General features: G+C 51.7%; 10 protein-coding genes and 5 pseudogenes. 8 read left to right on the forward strand and 7 right to left on the reverse strand.

Translation table 11 applies throughout. The features are described from left to right. Nucleotides 1–3 precede the first annotated feature (3 nt). Nucleotides 4–1,395, forward strand: a complete 1,392-nt coding sequence (locus tag A1830_RS08905; protein ID WP_067704803.1) for a VasL domain-containing protein — start codon at nt 4–6, stop codon at nt 1,393–1,395. Between the two features lie 130 nt (nt 1,396–1,525). Here the strand turns inward: A1830_RS08905 and A1830_RS08910 are convergent, their stop codons facing one another. Beyond that, nucleotides 1,526–7,420 (reverse strand): autotransporter outer membrane beta-barrel domain-containing protein, encoded by a 5,895-nt coding sequence (locus A1830_RS08910; protein WP_067704806.1) that lies wholly within the window; start codon nt 7,418–7,420, stop codon nt 1,526–1,528. 542 nt (nt 7,421–7,962) lie between these two features. On the opposite strand from A1830_RS08910, the gene A1830_RS08920 reads away from it, so the two are divergent. Both A1830_RS08920 and A1830_RS08925 read left to right on the forward strand, forming a co-directional pair. Continuing rightward, nucleotides 7,963–8,487 carry a DUF2778 domain-containing protein gene (locus tag A1830_RS08920; protein WP_067704811.1) on the forward strand — a complete coding sequence of 175 codons (525 nt, stop codon included), beginning with the start codon at nt 7,963–7,965 and terminating at the stop codon, nt 8,485–8,487. Nucleotides 8,488–8,726: 239 nt separating this feature from the next. Next, a pseudogene (locus A1830_RS08925) lies at nt 8,727–9,107 on the forward strand (Hcp family type VI secretion system effector); the annotation flags it as partial. Nucleotides 9,108–9,239: 132 nt separating this feature from the next. Here A1830_RS08925 and A1830_RS23955 read toward each other — a convergent pair. The 3 genes and pseudogenes from A1830_RS23955 to A1830_RS22140 form a co-directional block, all read right to left on the reverse strand. After that, nucleotides 9,240–9,422 (reverse strand): annotated as a pseudogene (locus A1830_RS23955) (IS3 family transposase); the annotation flags it as partial. A gap of 57 nt (nt 9,423–9,479) precedes the next feature. After that, a complete protein-coding gene (locus A1830_RS23960) occupies nt 9,480–9,530 on the reverse strand; it encodes a hypothetical protein (RefSeq protein ID WP_156484981.1) in 51 nt (16 codons plus the stop codon). Between the two features lie 19 nt (nt 9,531–9,549). After that, nucleotides 9,550–10,344: pseudogene (locus tag A1830_RS22140) on the reverse strand (IS3 family transposase); the annotation flags it as partial. A gap of 447 nt (nt 10,345–10,791) precedes the next feature. Between A1830_RS22140 and hemA the strand changes: the two are divergent. The 4 genes from hemA to A1830_RS08955 are packed head-to-tail and all read left to right on the forward strand — an operon-like array spanning nt 10,792 to nt 14,831. Further along, entirely contained in the window at nt 10,792–12,033 is a 1,242-nt protein-coding gene (gene hemA / locus A1830_RS08940) for a 5-aminolevulinate synthase (RefSeq protein WP_067705554.1), read from the forward strand. Further along, nucleotides 12,030–12,542 (forward strand): GNAT family N-acetyltransferase, encoded by a 513-nt coding sequence (locus A1830_RS08945; RefSeq protein WP_067704814.1) that lies wholly within the window; start codon nt 12,030–12,032, stop codon nt 12,540–12,542. The genes hemA and A1830_RS08945 overlap by 4 nt, the downstream gene beginning before the upstream one ends. 6 nt (nt 12,543–12,548) lie before the next feature. Then, nucleotides 12,549–13,634, forward strand: a complete 1,086-nt coding sequence (locus tag A1830_RS08950) for a Gfo/Idh/MocA family oxidoreductase (protein WP_067704817.1) — start codon at nt 12,549–12,551, stop codon at nt 13,632–13,634. 27 nt (nt 13,635–13,661) lie between these two features. Next, nucleotides 13,662–14,831, forward strand: coding sequence for an MFS transporter (locus A1830_RS08955; RefSeq protein ID WP_067704819.1), 1,170 nt, complete (start codon nt 13,662–13,664; stop codon nt 14,829–14,831). 129 nt (nt 14,832–14,960) lie between these two features. Here A1830_RS08955 and A1830_RS08960 read toward each other — a convergent pair whose 3' ends face one another. The 3 genes and pseudogenes from A1830_RS08960 to A1830_RS08970 form a co-directional block, all read right to left on the reverse strand. Further along, nucleotides 14,961–15,974, reverse strand: coding sequence for a zinc-dependent alcohol dehydrogenase family protein (locus A1830_RS08960; protein WP_067704821.1), 1,014 nt, complete (start codon nt 15,972–15,974; stop codon nt 14,961–14,963). A 377-nt stretch (nt 15,975–16,351) separates the two neighbouring features. Then, nucleotides 16,352–16,729 carry an acetyltransferase gene (locus A1830_RS08965; protein WP_067704824.1) on the reverse strand — a complete coding sequence of 126 codons (378 nt, stop codon included), beginning with the start codon at nt 16,727–16,729 and terminating at the stop codon, nt 16,352–16,354. Next, nucleotides 16,726–17,048: pseudogene (locus A1830_RS08970) on the reverse strand (conjugative transfer ATPase); the annotation flags it as partial. The gene A1830_RS08965 and the pseudogene A1830_RS08970, both read right to left, overlap by 4 nt. On the opposite strand from A1830_RS08970, the pseudogene A1830_RS08975 reads away from it, so the two are divergent. After that, nucleotides 17,048–17,613: pseudogene (locus tag A1830_RS08975) on the forward strand (site-specific integrase); the annotation flags it as partial. The pseudogenes A1830_RS08970 and A1830_RS08975 overlap by 1 nt on opposite strands. Between the last annotated feature and the right edge of the window lie 126 nt (nt 17,614–17,739).

Genomic DNA, 17,739 nt, shown 5'->3' on the forward strand with positions numbered 1-17,739 from the left:
CCTATGCCGCATTTTTCTGAACGTTATCTTAAAACCGGCGGCGACCCGCGCGCACTAACGGATTATACCGCCCTGCGCGATGAGCTGAGCAAACTGTCACATCCGGCGCGCCCGGATGTGAACTGGCAGTATGTTGAAAAACTCTGTCTTTCGCTGTTTGAGCAAAATGGCGTGGAGCTGCAGACGGCAGCCTGGTACACGCTTGCCCGTACGCAACTGGCTGGGCTGTTTGGCCTGACTGAAGGTTTGTCCATCCTGGAGGCGTTGATTAGCCTTCAGTGGGGCGCGCTCTGGCCGCAGCCGGTCCATGCGCGTATGGAAATCCTCAGTAGCCTGAGCCAGCGTCTGCAGCAACGGATGCGTACACTCCCGCTAAGCTACAGCGACCTCAGCCAGCTTTATCTTGCGGAGCAGCAGTTGACCCGCCTGGGCGCGGTACTACAGCGTCTGGAGCTTAAGCATCTTAGTCAGTTTGATGCGCTGCGTACCCTGATGTACAACAGTGCGGCTCGTCTGGAAAACAGTGACAGTACATCCAGTCCAGGGACTGCCATTGAGCCCGGGATGGTGCTGCCTGCAACGGCAATGAATGGCGCGGGCACGTCTGCGGATACTTTGTCCGGTATTCCCGCTGTAGGGAAAAACGAACCGGTTAACATGGTGAAATGGGTGTATGTGGCGCAGCCGGAACATCAGCCGAATGTTGAAGTGTTGACGCCGGTACCGGCGCCGATAAAACCCTGGAAATCCTTCGCCGCCGGGATGTGTACCATGCTGGTGTTGAGCGCGGGAGCAGCATGGGGCTGGCATGCCTTACACCGACCTGACCCGCTATATACGCAGTTTGCCGCATCCCTCACACCGATACCTCAACTACTCACACCCGCCCAGCGGGATACGTTGCGCCAGCAATCGCCCTTATCGCAGGCCTTTATCACGCAAACACAGCAGCAGCTAGCCCGTCTGGGTCAGTTACCCCCTGACTGGAGTATCGACTACAGTCGTCAGCTGGTTGAACAGGCGTTCGCACTGTGGCCGGAGCAGGCTAAGCCTCTGGTGAAACAGTGGCAGCGCCAGTTGAACGCTGTCAGCATACCGTCGGAAAACCTGAATGGCTGGCATCAGGGGATGACGAAGCTACAGCAACTGAGCGACCGGCTGAGCAAGCTGGATGAGAAGAAGGGGAAATACATGACGGTCAGTGAGCTGAAATCAGTGGTATTTTCCACCATGCAGTCATTTAATCACTCTATACCGGCTGAAGAGCAACTGCGGATGTTGTCACAAAACCCTGCAGGAGAACCTTTACCTGTTGCTGCCAGGGCTCAGCTGGAGATGCATCTGAAGCAATTAACGGCCCGTTACGCTGAGATAAAACAGAATACACCTAAATAAAACGGTGCTAAAAATTATGAGTGATTCAGTTTGCCACCATAATAATCGTCCCGGACGGAATGAAGACATTACTAACATCGCGGTGTGTTAATCAACGGGGACCAGGTCTCTTTCGCCTGGCCCCTCCCGATCAGAATGTCCACCTTACGCCAACGTTGTAGTCCCAGCCCTTAGCGCCGTTACTGTCAATCTCTTTGCGGTAGTCCGCTTCGGCATAGAGCGACACATCATTTCTAAAGGTAGCGGTGCCGCCGATGCCAGCTTCCCACATCTGCCCGAACTTGCCGCTGGTGAAGGTGTGATCGAGCCCGTCGATATCCTTCGCGCCAACGGTCGTTTTCGCATTGCCGCCCCAGCCTTTAAAGTAATTAGCACGCAGATATGGCGTGTACTGACGGCCGCCGTCATCGCTCCAGCTACGATCAAGCTTCGCGCCAATGCGTCCAGCGGTCTGGTTATAATCGTTGTAGCTGACAGCAAGGTTCTCCTTATCGGTAAAACTGTCCATCGCCAGATGCATGTAGATCAGCTGTACCTGCGGCTCCAGGCGCACGCCGTTGCCCAGCGCAATGGGATAGCCGCTCTGCAATGAGGCGCTCCAGCCCTTGCCTTTGATCTTCGCCACGTCTTGCTTACGACCAATGTCCGTTTCGCCACGGTGCCAGTGATAAGCGAGCGTGCCGTCCAGATAGAGGCCACTGTCCCGTAGCCAGCTGCTGTAAAGCGCGAGGCTGTCGCTGTTGAAAGTGGTGCTGCTGTAGCCGTCAGCCGCATCAGGACGCAGACGAGTATTGCCGCGCGTATAAGCAATCCCGCCGCGCAGGCTATCTTTGTCGCCGTCCAGCCGCAGGAGATTCCCGCCCACCTGTAACGCGCTGTAATCCAGATCGAAATTGTAGCCGAAGTCATTGAAGCTCTGGCTGGTCTTATAGCGCAGGTTCGAGCCGGTATAGCGCACGAACATGTCGCCGCCGTCTCCGGCAGGCAAATCCTGCTGATGGCGCAGCTCGCCCAGGCGCTGTTGCAAATCGCCGAGGACAGCGGCGGTGTAATACATCAGCCCGACCGGTGCGGAAACGTAAGCTGGCACCTGTGGCACCACCGCAGCGCGGGAGGAGGCACCGCGGGTGACGAAGTCGTTTGCCAGGCGATAGTCCCAGAACTGGTTACCGCTGCCCGCCACCAGCCGCTGGTCGGCCTCGCTGCTGCCCGGCGCAAAGCTGTAGAGCGCGTACCTCCATGGCCCGGCTGCCAGATATCCCCCCTGCAAGGCGAAGCTGTCGGCACTGGCGTTACCGGCGACCTGCGCCAGCGATATGCCTTCATTCGCTTCGATAACCGCGTTATGGTTAATATCGCTCAGCAAGCCGGTACTGGTCGCCGCTGGCGTCACTTCAATTAGCGCGGTGCCGTTAGCATCGCCGGTCACGCGCAGGGTATCGCTGCTCTGGTTGCTTAACGCGCCGCCGCCGTTTAACACGCTGTTAAGCCGCAGCCGGCCGTAAAGCGAATTCAGCGTGCCGTTAATGGTCAGCGTATCGCCCGGTAATCCGCTGCCGTTGGTCAGATCCAGCGTTCCGGCGTTGTTCACCACCAGCGAATCGCCGGTTGCGCCCGCCAGTACCGGATTGACGCCGTTCCCGGCAAACAGCGTCGAGCCACCGTCGATATTGATAGTGCTGTGCGCCAGCTTAAGGCTGTCGGTCAGGGTCCAGTCGGTGTCAAGAAAGTTGATGGTGCTCCAGCCCGCGCCCAGATTGACGCCGCGGCTGAGATCGTCGCGGGTGAAGGAGCCGCCGCTGGCCGCGATGTCGCTCAGGCTCAGCGTGCTGCCTTCGCCGCCCGCCGTGGTGATATGACTGACGTCCTTCAGGCTGACATTCTGTACGTAAGCCTGATTATTCACGCCGCTGCCCATGGTCAGGCTGCCGTTAATGGTGCCCCCGGTTAGCACCAGCGTATCGGTGCCGTTACCGGTATCGACATCACCATTGACCGCGCCATCAATTAACGCGATCCGATCGTTAGTGGCCCCACCAACCACCAGCGGCGTCTCGGGATATTGCGTGCCGAGGGTCCCTTCGTTGATAAAAAGCGTGCTGCCCCCGCGCAGATCGATAACGGGCGCAACGGTACTCCAGGAGTAAATATCCCCCCGGTTAATCACTTCGCTGGCGGTGCTGGTGACAATCGCCGAGCCGCCACTCTCGGTAGTAACGTAGATATTGCCCTCTGAAATAACCTGCCCGCTGGTGTTCGCCCGCACCCCCGTGCCGCCCGATCCCACCAGTATGGCGATGCCGCGCGGTATAACCATATCATTGCGGGTGGTAGAACCGTCGGCATTAGCAAAGGTGTAGCCCGTGGCGCTTCCTGACGGTTCGATGGTGACGGAACCCTGCGGATTAAACGACGTGGCGGAACGGATGCCGCTACCGCTGCCTCTGGCGTAAATATAGGTGTTGGTCATGGCGATATTGCTGGTTTCGGCCAGGTTATTAATGGCGCTGCCGCTGCCCATAGAGGTCAGGGTGGTGCCATCAATCGCCAGCCCCGTCGCCCCTTTATCCAGCAAAATAGCATCGGCGCTGCCGTCACCCTCGATTGAGTTGCGGAAAATGCCGTCGCCCAGCACCCTGAAGCTGGCGTTATTGTTGACCCGCACGGCGGCGATGCCGTCTGAGGCAGCAAGCTGCGCACTTTCAGGGAAGTAGGTATTCTCACCCTCGCTGGCCTCTATACCTATTCCCGATGCCACTTTTATCACGCCACTGTTATAAAGCGATCCACCATGCAGGCGGACAGCGGTGCTGTTCACGCCCGTCAGGTCGATGGTCCCGCTGTTAGTCATGCTGTAGCCCACATCGAAGCCGGTAACATTATTACCCGCCCCCTGAACCACGGAACGGTTATCAAAGTTGCTAAAGGCCGCGTCGCTGAATCCGCCAAGCGTATTGTTGCCGTTCAAAGTGATGGGGTTGTTGATCACCGCGCTGGCGCCGTTTTGCAGCCGGATTGCCGTTGCGCCCTCGCCGTTAACGATGAAACGATCGGTGCCCTCCACGTAAGCACCGTTGAAGGCGGCAATCCCCACGGAATTCTCGCCGCTCAGGGTGACCTCCGCCGGATTGATCTGCTGCAGCCAGGCGTGGTCGTTCAGCCAGTAAAGCGTTGAGTTCGCCGTGCTGACATCGGTACTGCCGCCATTGCTGACCAGTCTGGCTTCCCAATCGCCTGCCACATACCCCCTCTGGCGCGGATCGTGGAACACCACCGAGCCGCCGGTAACAATCGTGCCACCGTCAAGGACCTGCCCGGCGATGGCGTTGGTACCATACAGATTAACAATGCCGTTCTGGTTGACGCGGGCCAGTTCTCCCCGGGCGATCGCCCCGTGCGTCGAGGCAAAATCGGGAGCATTGCCTGCCGTTACGTTCAGCGTACCGCTGTTGGTAATGGTGGTTGACGCGTCGTCGCCGGGAAACCAGAATCCTTCGGCATAAAGTGCCGTGCTGCCATTGCTGACATCAATGGTGCCGCTGTTATCAACTGAGGCACTGCTTAGCGCCCTGATACCCGATGCCTCTTCTCCCTGCAGGCTGATATTGCCGGTGTTGGTTATCTGGCCTTTATTTTGCGCCGTCAGGCCCACTTCACCGTTGAAAAAACCGCTGATGTCGGCATGGTTGGTTAACCGCGTGCTGTCGCCATCCACCGCTGCGCCGGTGGCATTAAAGCTGGTGAGATTAAGTCGGGTCGCCTCATCAATGGTACCCTGCGCGCCGCCGCTGAGGTTGATACCGGTTGAGTACCGCCCAACGTTAATTATCGCGCCCCTGGTGTTGATCCCGGTTCCGCTACCGCTGCCGGCAATCCCGGTTGAAAAAGAGGCGTCCGGCGTGATGGTCATACCCGCGCCATCAAACTTCGCGCCGTTCTGATAGTTGAAAATTGTGGAGTACCAGGCGGTATCGTAAGCGCCATAGCGACCGTTTACCGGAAGATTGATTTTTGCCTCTGGCCCAATCACCAGATAGCCGGTTTGATACTCGCCGCCGCGGATATTGAACAGGCTGTCGGTATCCACCGTCGCATTGCCTTCCGCGCGGATACCGACGGCCCCTTTACCACCAAGGTTTATCGGGCCGGTGATATTGGCATAAGCGCTACCGTCCTCCTCGCCTTTTACCCACACCGCCGTGTTGTAAGTGCCGTTGAGCGGATCGGCGCTGCCGTTAACGTTTATGGTGCCGTCCGAATACGCGCTGGCGCGGTTGCCGCTGGTGGCAAGGACTTTAATCGCCGTGCTGTTATCGCCATTCAGATTGATGGTGCCCGCGTTGCCGACCAGCCCGCCGCTGCCGGAGTCATTTACCGACATAGCAATATTCTCATCCGGCCGGAAATCTGCATGGCCATTGACATCGATGATACCGTTATTTTGCAAACGGGCGTTCGGACCAGCATCCACCCGCATTGCGGTGCTGCCCTGAGTTAGTGAGCCAATCACGATATGACCGTCATTGATGGCGCTGCCGTCTCCTCCCACGCGAATACCAAGCGAATCGTTCAGCCTGACGTCCGCCGCCTCATCCGTCAGGCTGTTCTGCAGTGCACGTCCGAGATAGAGCGTGCCGCCCGCGGCATTAGCAAAACTGGCCTCTTTGCCATTAACAAAAATACCATCCGCCGTCGACCAGTTCGCTACGCCGACGTTGATATTGCCATTATTAATGGCGCTGCCAGCAAAAACGCCCAGCGCGGTGCCGTTGCCTGCCGTGTTTATCACACCCTTGTTGCGAAAACGGCTGTTATCTCCCATCAGCACGGTGTAACTGAAAACGGAGCTGTTTACCGTGGCGCTGTCCACGCCAGTGCCATCCGCCAGGTTGAGGAAGCTGCCATTAATGACACCATTATTAATGCCGGTAGCACCGCTTTGCAGCGTAAGCGCGCTGCCGCCAGGGGTACCCGTACTGATGCTCGAGACTTTACCGTTAATCACGGCGCTACCGCCATTAGCGGCCAGTACGGCGCTGCTACCGTTGATCACCTCCAGCGTTTTATTCACCGTCGCGGTCGCTTTTGCCCCGTCGGCGCTGAGCACCACCAGTTCGCCAATATCCTGTGCGGCCTCATCGCCAGGGTCCTGCGCTACCCTCCTGTAGACAATTTCGCCGCTGGTGATCGAAACCGCCTTATCCAGCTCACTGCTGTAGCTGTCCGGGCTGAGCCTGCCAATGCTTAACTGATTAATCAGCCAGTTATTGTAATTTTGAAAGTCGCTGAAGCGGGTGACGTTAAAACGGGTGGTCTCGTTATCCCTTGTGGTGACGCTAAACTCGCCTTTATAGGTCGCCACGCTGTCGGCAGGAAGGGTCAGATAAGGCTCGCCGTCGGGCTGCAGAATGGACGTGAAGGTAATGCGGTTGTCGCTATTCCAGTTCATATTACCGCTGCCGGTGGCGGCAAACAGTCGGCTCTGCTTAGCAGCCATACTCCAGCCGTTGGTTTCAGCGGTAGTTGTCGCGCCTTTTGCGCCAATATCAACGTTGATTGTCCCTTTACTGACCTGCGCCACGCGGGCATTGATATATTGTCCGCCTTTAACGTCAATGTAATTGGGCACTTGCGTATCCAGCCCGACGGGTGGCAAATCGATCATATTGGCTGAATTATAGACCTCGAAGGTGTCGGTGTCGCCGTTGGCAGCGGGGATGCTAATAGGGTAATCCTTATTTCCCGGATCGAGACGCGGTTTACCCACCAGAGAGTAATCCGTGCTGCCGCCAAGGTTTTGTAGCTCGCCCAGCGTGAAGCTCTGCGTGCCGCTCAGTCCCGAGGCAAACCGCTGCACGCCGCTCAGCGTTTGCGTTGAGCCATTACAGACGCAGAAAACACCCGCCTTGTTGTCATTAAGATAAGGCGAGAAAGGTTTAAGCGTGGCCGCCGAGGTTTGTGAGACAGGAATAAGGATTCCCTGCGCCGCAATAAGGCTCAGGAAAAGGGGATGTAATTTAAACAAGGATGTATCCTCCAGAGAGAAAAATTCATGCCTTAAAAAAATCCCGCCGTAATACCAGAGCGATGCCCGCTTTTCAGCAGGCCTTCACGCAGCGCGGCATAAGATTAATACTATTAATGGCATTATCATCACTGCCCGGAGAAAAGATCCATATAAACTTAATGCGGGAGATCGCGTTCATAAAAAAATAAGAATATTACCAGGCCGTTTCTAAATTAAAGTGGACCTTAAATAATCGGTACGACATTGATGAACTGAGAATTAGCCCTCAATTTTAGTCTTAACCTAAATTACATCTTTCTGTGGTTTGTTTTAGTGTTGAAAGCGGGGTTCTTTGTGAATTACGCGAAACGCTTTACTCACCATGATGGTTTTTCTTTTTGTGTGACGGCAAGAATGATAATCGTCGGGGAGGTTAAATTCCCTGCGCTAAAATAATCCCTGAACCCGCTGCGAAATAACTATCAAATAATTGATCTTGACTGCTCGATAAATCGTCCTTAGCATTTAGTCACATAAAATACAGGGGTAATAAGTGGTTTATGGCGTTAAATAGGAAGATGCTGCTGAATAGTGCTGATTACGCACCTTTCAATCTGTACGGTGTAGGTGTGTTTATGGCCTTTTCTGGTAAAGGTATGTATCGCAACAAAGGAGCATGCGGGGCTATCCCGAGTGATGTCCCATTCCCGCCGGGAAAATACTGGATTGTAGAAAGTGGATCTGGAAGATTAGGTTCGTGGGCAAAAGCTAAAGCTCAAGACCTATTCAACAAGATGTATTATGGTGCTGAATTCGGTCGCGATGAATGGTTTGCTTTATACAAGGATGATTGGGGTATTGATGATGGTACCTGGATTGATGGCGTTTATCGCGGGTTATTCCGACTTCATCCGGGGCGAGTGTCTGAGGGATGTATAACTATCGCACATAATTCAGATTATGCATTAATCAGAAATGCGCTTATGAATACAACCCCGATTCAGGTTCCTTGCATGCGTTCACTTATGGCTCGTGGTTGGGTTGAGGTGGTGGCTAGTGACTATAGCTCGAAAACTTGTCCGTAAAATTGCGAAAGTCGCATTCTACATCTTTCTTTCTTTGGCTATAGGCCGGACATTGGGAAGCCCTGAGATCTGGATAAGTGATCGCTTTTCTTCCTGGCTTGGTCATTTCATATATGGTCCGGGGGAAATAGGTGCTGATAACTATTATGATCTCTATTTTTACATATCACTAATGACTGTTTTTCTATAACTACAGTAATTTATTTCATTGTAATGCAGTTAACCGATAAAATAAGGAAGAGATAATAGGATTAAGTCACGGTATTAATTTACCAGTAGATAATGTTAATAGTAAGATTACAGGAACTCGTCAACATTCGTCGATGATCCTTGAAAAGGAAGTCGATAGTTCTACTCCTTATCTTTATAAATCTGCTGCTACAGGCCAGACACTGAATAGTGCAGAAATAAAATTTCATCACATTAGCGATGCAGGACAAGAGGTTTATTATTATACCGTGTTAATGGAAAACGTAAAAATCACAGGTGTTAACTGTGGTATGCCTAATGTTAAGTTAGCTGGTAATGATAAAATGAATCATGTTGAAAGCATCAGTTTACAGTATGAAAAAATTACCTGGCGAATTGTAGATGGCAACATTCAATATACTGATGCCTAGAATGAACGAGCAACTGTTTGAGAAACCATTTCTAACAACAGCAGCAGGAGTCTTTTTTTCCTGTTGCTGGCTCCCGGTAACCCTCCCAAAAAACCGGTGTGTTGATCTTAACCGCGTAATGTGGACACAGCACTAAGCGAGGGTCTGGTTTTCGAACTGTTCCGGGCTGAGGCCACCGCAGGCACAGTGGCGACGCCAGCGATAGTAATCACACTCGATATAATCAAACACCGTTGTCCGCATTATTTCCTGGCTGGCAAAACGTTCTCCGTGGACACATTCCACTTTCATTGAATGGAAGAAGCTCTCTGCGCAGGTACGTGATGTCACCGCACCCTTTCTGGTTCGGACCGCTGGCGCTGAAGTCCTGCTTCAGCAGNCCTGGCTGGCAAAACGTTCTCCGTGGACACATTCCACTTTCATTGAATGGAAGAAGCTCTCTGCGCAGGTACGTGATGTCACCGCACCCTTTCTGGTTCGGACCGCTGGCGCTGAAGTCCTGCTTCAGCAGGTTCTCTGACACCGGCAGCCCGTGCTCACTGTAGCTGACCTGGCTGAACCGCCGGGAGGCCTTTGCATGCAACCCATGCCGCCGCAGGCTGGAAGCGATGGTTTTAACATTACACGTCAGACCCTGCTCCCGTAGTTCATCTGCCAGGCGCGGCGCACCGTAGCGCTGTTTCGCCCGGGTGAAGGCGTCACTGACCGCAATGTCGCAGTCCTGCCTGAAGCGCTGACGCGCATTGATAACCCGGCACCGGTTGCACCAGGCCTGCCAGCCACTTCANACCGCAATGTCGCAGTCCTGCCTGAAGCGCTGACGCGCATTGATAACCCGGCACCGGTTGCACCAGGCCTGCCAGCCACTTCAGGACACACGCAATACCCGGCACGTGGCTTTGATGCTGAATTCAGCCTGATGTTTTTCGATGAAGACATACTTCATTTCAGGCGTTTCGCGAAGTATGTCGCAACCTTTTGGAGAATGGCCAGCTCCTCGTCCCGTTCCGCCAGCTGGCGTTTGAGGCGGGCAATCTCTGCCGCCTGTTCACTCTCGCGCTCAGAGGAGGTTGCCTGATGCTGCTGTTTGCTACGCCAGTTGTAGAGCTGTGATTCATAAAGGCTGAGTTCGCGGGCTGCGGCGGCCACACCAACGCGCTCAGCCAGCTTCAGGGCTTCACTGCGGAACTCAGGCGTATGTTTTACGGGGCTTTTTGGATACTGCTGGTTTTGTCATGTGAGTCACCTCTGGTTGAGAGTTTACTCACTTAGTCACGTATCCACTATTGCTGGGTAAGATCACAGTTCTGTACATGGCTGTCGACGACGTTGGATACAGCATCTGCCATGCTCAGGGCCGGCTCTCTATAGTTCATCATTTATACTTATCCTTTAAGCATGAGGTTTATCTTAAAAAAAGAGAAGTCGCCCATGAGAGGAAAGGGTGTTTTTTAATCAATCTCGTGAGTTTCCTAATAAATTCGTTCGCAAAATAGCCTTTTTAAATAACTTTCAGTTATATATAAATCCTGTTAGGCATAACGCATCGACCTTATAACAAAAAAGCAACTTTAAGTTACAAACAAGCAATAGATTATTAGATTAACTTAGCTATTATTAGCGCCCGCTTAGACACAACTTTACATTTAATGATAAAGCAGGCCGCAAAAAAATGGTTAACTCAATGAAATATATTGAATTTATTGAATCAAGGATTTCTGATCTTAAGGCTAGTGGACAGTATCGCACGTTTCAAACCATCAATCGGATTAATGGTTCGTATCCAGAAGCCTATACCGGCGATGATGACCAGAAGAAAGTGGTAGTCTGGTGCAGTAATGACTATTTAAATATGTCACAAAATCCCCAAGTTATTGAGTCCATGCATCAAGCAATTGAACAGTATGGCGCGGGATCGGGTGGTTCCAGAAACATTGGCGGTACGCACTCCTATTTTGAAAAATTAGAAAACGCTATTGCTGACTGGCATGGTAAAGACGCGGCCCTGGTATTTCCCACTGGCTACAGCTCAAATGATGCCACCATTCAGTGCTTGCTCAGACTCTTCGATGACTGCGTTGTCTTTTCCGATGCTTCGAATCATGCATCAATAATCAATGGTATTCGCAGTACTGTTATTGAGCGAAAGATATTCCGTCACAATGACGTTAAAGATCTGGAAAGACTACTTTCAGAGCAGCCTGTTGACCGTCCTAAAATCGTTATATTCGAATCCGTTTACTCAATGGATGGTGATATCGCGCCAGTTAAAGAAATTGTCGCGCTAGCAAAAAAATATAACGCGCTGACCTATATTGATGAAGTTCATGCCATAGGCATGTATGGCCCCAACGGAGCGGGTATTGCTGCCGGTCTTGGTATAGCCGACCAGATAGATATTATCCAGGGAACAATGGCGAAAGCTATCGGCGTTATCGGCGGTTATATTACTGCAAGCGCGCTGATTATCGACGCTATCCGCTCTTTTGCCTCTGGGTTTATATTTACAACTTCATTACCGCCGGCAATCACTGCCGCCTGCTATACGAGCATTCAATACCTGAAGAGCTCGAACGCAGAGCGGGATGAGCTGCATAAGAAAACAGCACTGCTCAGGAAACTCCTTCTGGAAAAAAACATCCCGGTAATGCCGATCAGTACCACTCACATCCTGCCGGTACTAATAGGGAGTGCGGATAAATGTAAAAAATCGGCACATTACCTTCTTGAGAAAAAAGGCATTTATCTTCAGCCTATCAACTTTCCTAGCGTACCGGTTGGCACAGAAAGATTTCGAGTAAACGTGACGCCAGGCCATTCTGAAGCACAAATCTACGCTTTGGCAGATGCTCTGGAAGAGGTGTTCCGCATAATGGACGTGCCTTTTATTCAGAAATCATCTCAGGAGTTAAAGACTGTCGCATGAAAGTTTTGGAAACCAGAGCCCCCTTCAGCGCAACATGCGTGAAAGCAGGAACAGCGGATATTGAAGGATTAATTCGTCTTCGGAAGCTGCTCCTCAGCGACGGCGACGCCCACTATTCTGCGACCTCATCCGAGGAAGACTTAGCGTGGCAGCTGCACTACCAAAAGTGGCTTCTTCAGAAGCTTAATGAACCCACAGGTAATGTGAGGGTTGTGGTTATACATGACGAAGCGGGCAACATAATTGCCTGCGCAACGGGCATTCTGGATGAACGAGCGCCCATGCCTGGCATTTTGAACGGCGTGCAGGGATGGATTCAGTCTGTGGTAGTGGCACCAGAATGGCGAGGTAACGGCCTCGCCAGCCTTCTCCTTTCTGCTTTATTTTCATGGTTTAGCGCCAGGGATGCTGGAAAGGTAGTGCTGCAAACAACGCCAGCAGGTAATGCGCTGTACAGAAAACTTGGGTTCAAAAATTCAGGTGAAGATCTTCTGATCAAAACACTGTGAGGAAAAATGGCCGCGTTAAATGTTCTTATTATTGGTCCCGGCTATGCCGGGAAAAGGTATATCAACGCTTTTCAGTCCTTAGAAGGGGAATTCAAGGCTACTGAATTTAACTATGCTTATGTCGCAGTAAGTAAGAAAGATCTGCCGTTCACTTACTATTCTTGTATTGATCAAGCGCTTAAGCAGCATCTCCCGGATGTTATTGTTGTGGCGGTCTCAGATGGAAAACATGCTGAAATCCTTTTCCAGCTGGAGGGCTATAGCGGTTTTATTATCTGTGAGAAACCGCTGGTTAATTCGGCAGACGATCTTCATCACATCCGTCAGGCGCTCGTCAATACGCTTGGATTCTGTATGGATATGGTTGAAAGGTATTCTGAAGCCACCGACTATTTAAAAAATTATATTCGCGACAACAGCCTCACTCTGCTACGGGTAAACTTCATTTGGGGAAAAGACAGGATACACGACCACAGAACTACCTGCGGCGTACCCAGTGAAATTATTCATTCCCTTGATCTGGTGGAATGGGTTGCGGGCATAAATGAGCATCTGGAGCTTGATGCCGCTATTGGGATAGAATCTAACTTTTCCATATCTGGCGATGACATCCTTGATAGCGTGTCGGTTACTGCCCGGCTTGGAGAAGCCCTTATCACCGGCTATAGCAGCTTCACCAATATAATTCGTCAGCGTACGCTCGATTTTATCTTTTCATCGCCAGAAAAAGAGCTGGTGTATGCCCGGCTGACGTTTGATACGCCTGAGTGGGACAATGACCATCTTAGGCTATGGAAGCACACAAAGAAGGGTGACGAATTGATTCAGGCATTTACCACCTCTTTCGATGAGTCTGAACAGGAGTTAAAAACTATTCAGAAGCTCAGGAAACAGGTGCGGGAAGTCATTCATTATATTCTGAATAACTTACCGCCTGAACACGCTTTTGCCGATCTCGATACTTCGCTGAGATTGCAGAGTCTGCTTAATACGATTGAGCATAAAGCGCGCCGACTTGGCCCGGCAAACTATGTCCTTAAAGATAAAAGGGAATTGTTCACTGAAAATGGCAGCCTTGAGCAATTAGGCTAGGCGGTTTCACCATTGTTTGAAGGTTCTATGAAAAAAATTATTTTCTTATCCATAGGAATGTTCGCTTTAGGTCTGGATGCGTATGTCATCGCCGGTATACTGCCAGCAATCGGGCTCACCTATGGTACCAGTGAAGCTCAAAATGCCCAGACCGTCACTGCGTTTACGCTTTGTTATGCTGTTGCCGCCCCTCTGTTTTCCGCCCTTCTGGCCGGAAAATCAGTTCGTAAAATTCTTAGCGTCGCGTTAGTGATTTTTTCCGCTGCGAATATCGGCAGCGCATTAAGTCCCGACCTGCATACTTTATTATTCTTCCGGGCGATTGCAGGGACAGGGGCGGGGCTTTTCTCACCGGTTGCAGCGGCGGCAGCAGCAGCCCTGGTTAGTCCGGAACGTAAGGGCCGCGCGCTGAGCATGATCCTGGGCGGTATGAGCACCGGAACGGTAATTGGCGTGCCTTTGGGTCTAATCCTCTCCTCACACTTTGGATGGCAAAGTACCTTGTGGCTGGTAACCGTTATTGGTGTCGTTGGGCTGATTGGCGTGGTGGCGGGCTTTCCTGATATCACCGTTTCAGCACCGCCTTCATTATCGGCTCGCTTTAGGATGTTAGGCAATCGTCAGGTAGCAGCAACAGTTGGTGTCACCTTTCTGACGGCACTCGCCAGTCTTGGCCTTTATACCTTCATTGCGCCCGTGCTTAAGGAAGTCTCTGATGTGAATGCTATTACGCCTTACTTATGGGCGTGGGGCATTGGCGGGATGATAGCAAGCTTCAGTGTGGGCCATGTGATCGACTGGTGTAAAAAACCCGCCATTTTGCTGGTCTTCATTTTGCTGATTATGACCCTGTCGCTGTTGAGCATACCGATTACTTCTCAGTATGGGCCGGCGTTCGCCTTTCTCTCTTTCATCCTCTGGGGAGCTACAGGCTGGTCATCGCTTGCTCCTCAACAGCACAGTTTGCTCAGAATGCAGCCTGAGCACGGCGCAGCTGTGGTAGCGCTGAACAGTTCCAGCAATTATTTAGGCGGTGCGGTAGGGACTATCTGCGGTGGGTTACTGATTTCTTACGGCATCCACGCCAGCAGCCTGCCTTATTTCGCTGGCACAGTGGCAGCACTGGCCCTAGTGAGCCATCTGGGGATTCTGGCATCACGACGGACTGCGGCTCGAGATAACTCTTTCAATAACTAAATAGATTAACAGGGGCCAATTCAGGCCCCTTTATTTTACAGCGTTTGCGGCCTTAGTGACTGATCTGTTCAAACCATACCGACTCTGAATCATATACACAGCACGCTTAAATCCTGCCGCTATTTTAATCTATTGAAGAGTAATAACAATTTTGCCCGTGTGTTTTTTCCCCTGCATAAAGCGCCAGGCTTTTACCGTATCGGCAAACGTAAAAGTCCTACTAATTAAAGGACGGAGTTGTGCCTGAGAGATAGCTCTGTTCATGTCCTCAAAGTCTTCACGCGAGCCCACACTCATCGGCATAAGCACTGCGCCACTTGCATATATATCCATAAAGTTCAGCATGCTGTTGCCCTCGGAAGCAAATCCAAGCAGAATAATTTCGCCACCCTGCGTACAGGACTTTATGGAGTGAGCTATGGTTCCTGGCCCCCCAACTTCTACAATACGATCCACGCCTCTGCCTTCCGTCAATTCTCTGACCTGGTGATACCAGTCGCTATGCTGTGTGTAATTAATTATATGGTCAGCGCCCTGCTCACGGAGTAGCTGCTCTTTTTCCTGAGTTGAGGTCAGTGCAATCACTTTTACGCCCAGCAGCTTTGCAAATTGCAATGCGAACAACGATACTCCGCCGGTGCCCTGTATAAGAACCGTCTGGCCTGCTTTAAGCTGTCGCGGTTTCATCAGGCTGTTCCACGCAGTCACTGCCGCACAAGGCAAGGTGGAAGCCTCTTCAAAAGAGAGATGTTGCGGAATGGAGACCAGCGCCTCCTCACTGATAACTTTATACTGAGTCAGCCATCCATCGTCTTCCAGCCCCCATGCCCCTCTTCCGGTATCCTGAGTTAAGGCGCCAGCCTGCCAGTTAGGGAAAAATATGCCTGCGACCCTGTCTCCCTTACGGAATCTGCTCACATCATCACCTGTCTCGACGATTTCACCGGCCCCGTCAGATAGCGGAATGAGGCCTTTGCGTGGAGAAAGGGTTCCTTTTCCAAAGAGCATTGAGAGATCGCGGTAGTTAAGGCTACAGGCTCTGACTTTGACCAGCACTTCTCTTCGGGATGGTTTCGGCTCGTCTTCAATACGCATATTAAGGGCGTCCAGACTACCAAAGCTGTTGATGCGAAAACATTTCATAATAAAATCCTGTGCTTAATATTTGCAGCATTAACTTTAGACGATTCAGCGAAGAAGAAAATGATATGTACTGTATATGCTGAAGATATAATCAGCTCAGATAGAGCAGTTACTCTGTCAGGAGAAATTTGAAATCAACGCACTGAGCATTTACCGATCATATGAAAGGCGACGTTTCTTTAGGCTCAATATTCGTAACCAGCAAGCGTATACCCTGAATCACCTAATAGCGTAAGTTTCAGGGTATGAAAGTCTATATTTCGCTCATTTCTGACTGAAAAGACCTTACATAAAATAAAACTCGGCCATGCCGGCCGGCATCAAAAAATATCATTTTCCTCTTATTATCAGGCCCTTGCTGAGGGCCAGTCTCTGTTCTAAACAATCAGCCCGTTTATCCACAGCATCAGATACACCAGGTCAGCCGAATCCGGCACCGTGATATACCAGCGCGGATGCGCATACTCATCTTCCTGCGGCCAGCTTGTCTGCCCCGTCACGGTGATAAGGATGTTCACCGCCTGCTTCAGCTTTCCCTCAATATAGATTGCCACGCTGCTGCTGAGCCCCACCCGGTGCGGGTGACAGGTCATTTTCACCGGCCCGGACAGGCGCTGTCTTATCTTTGCCCGCAGCCTTACAAGGTGCTGATGCGTCGCCGGGAGCACGCCGGGCTCCCCCTGAGGCGACAGGGTAAAAAGCGCGCCGCCACTGTGCTCATTAATAGCCGGTTCAGGGTACTTCAGTGTCATCATACCGTGGCAGGCTCCCGTTTTTTTCCGTCAGACCGCGCAGACGGTCCAGGTTCAGCGCGACGCGTTTTGCCGCCTCCAGTTCGCTGCAGTTAAACTGATTCATTAGCGCCCGGCGTTCGGCTTTCTCCTCTTTTTCCCTGATTCCCAGTGCCAAGAAGAGACTTGGGGGCACGGCACGAAACAGCGCTTCAATCCGTTTCGCCAGCACCACGCCTTCCGTATAACAGCCCGAGAGTTTACTGGCGGGAAGCAGCACCGACTCCTGCTCCGGCGTGAGCGCGCGGAAACGGCTGATGTCTTTCACCTCCTCCGGGGGCAACCGTCTTGGATACGCTCAGATATACGGGAATGAGGCAAAATCAACTGCTGCATATTCAACTCAGGGACGTCAATCTGACAGAAGGCTATATAGACCTGCGCCTTGAGGGGAGTAAAACGCATAGGGAATGGCGCGTTCCCGTTGTTAAGCAGCTGCGTTTGCGGCTACAGCTTCTTCTTACACGGGCAACGGAGGCTGGAGCTGGGCCAAAAGATAACCTCTTCGATATCAGTTTTTACATTGCCGGGAAAAAGGCAAAATTTGACAGGAATGATGTGACAGTGATGCATCAAAAGATCCGCTCATTTTTCGCCGTCTGTCAAAGGAATGTGGTTTTGCCGTTTCACCGCACCGTTTCAGACATACCTTGGCTACAGAACTGATGAAAGCACCGGAAAGGAATCTTCAGCTGGTTAAAGATTTACTGAGTCATCGTAGCGTAAGCACAACAATGGAATATGTGGAACTCAAGATGGACATTGTGGGAAAAACACTGGAAGAAGAATTTTCGCTGCACCCAGATCTCTGTGTAGAAAGGGAATTACAACTATTGACACAAAACTGATTGACTGGGCTTGTTGCCAGTTATCGAGAGAAGGGAGCCTGCTGTAACAGGCTCCCTCACTTGATGGACTGATTCAGAAACGTTAACCAGTGCCGATACGCTTACACCGGAGGACATTCCGTAATG

The sequence above is a fragment of the Erwinia sp. ErVv1 genome (assembly GCF_900068895.1).
Lineage (GTDB): Bacteria > Pseudomonadota > Gammaproteobacteria > Enterobacterales > Enterobacteriaceae > Erwinia.

Excerpts from the sequence above, each read along its gene's own strand:
- A1830_RS08950 (WP_067704817.1), top strand. The coding sequence starts at position 12,549 with ATGGCCGCGTTAAATGTTCTTATTATTGGTCCCGGCTATGCCGGGAAA.
- hemA (WP_067705554.1), top strand. The coding sequence starts at position 10,792 with ATGAAATATATTGAATTTATTGAATCAAGGATTTCTGATCTTAAGGCT.
- A1830_RS08945 (WP_067704814.1), top strand. The coding sequence starts at position 12,030 with ATGAAAGTTTTGGAAACCAGAGCCCCCTTCAGCGCAACATGCGTGAAA.
- A1830_RS08965 (WP_067704824.1), bottom strand. The coding sequence starts at position 16,729 with ATGATGACACTGAAGTACCCTGAACCGGCTATTAATGAGCACAGTGGC.
- A1830_RS08920 (WP_067704811.1), top strand. The coding sequence starts at position 7,963 with ATGGCGTTAAATAGGAAGATGCTGCTGAATAGTGCTGATTACGCACCT.
- A1830_RS08905 (WP_067704803.1), top strand. The coding sequence starts at position 4 with ATGCCGCATTTTTCTGAACGTTATCTTAAAACCGGCGGCGACCCGCGC.
- A1830_RS08955 (WP_067704819.1), top strand. The coding sequence starts at position 13,662 with ATGAAAAAAATTATTTTCTTATCCATAGGAATGTTCGCTTTAGGTCTG.
- A1830_RS08960 (WP_067704821.1), bottom strand. The coding sequence starts at position 15,974 with ATGAAATGTTTTCGCATCAACAGCTTTGGTAGTCTGGACGCCCTTAAT.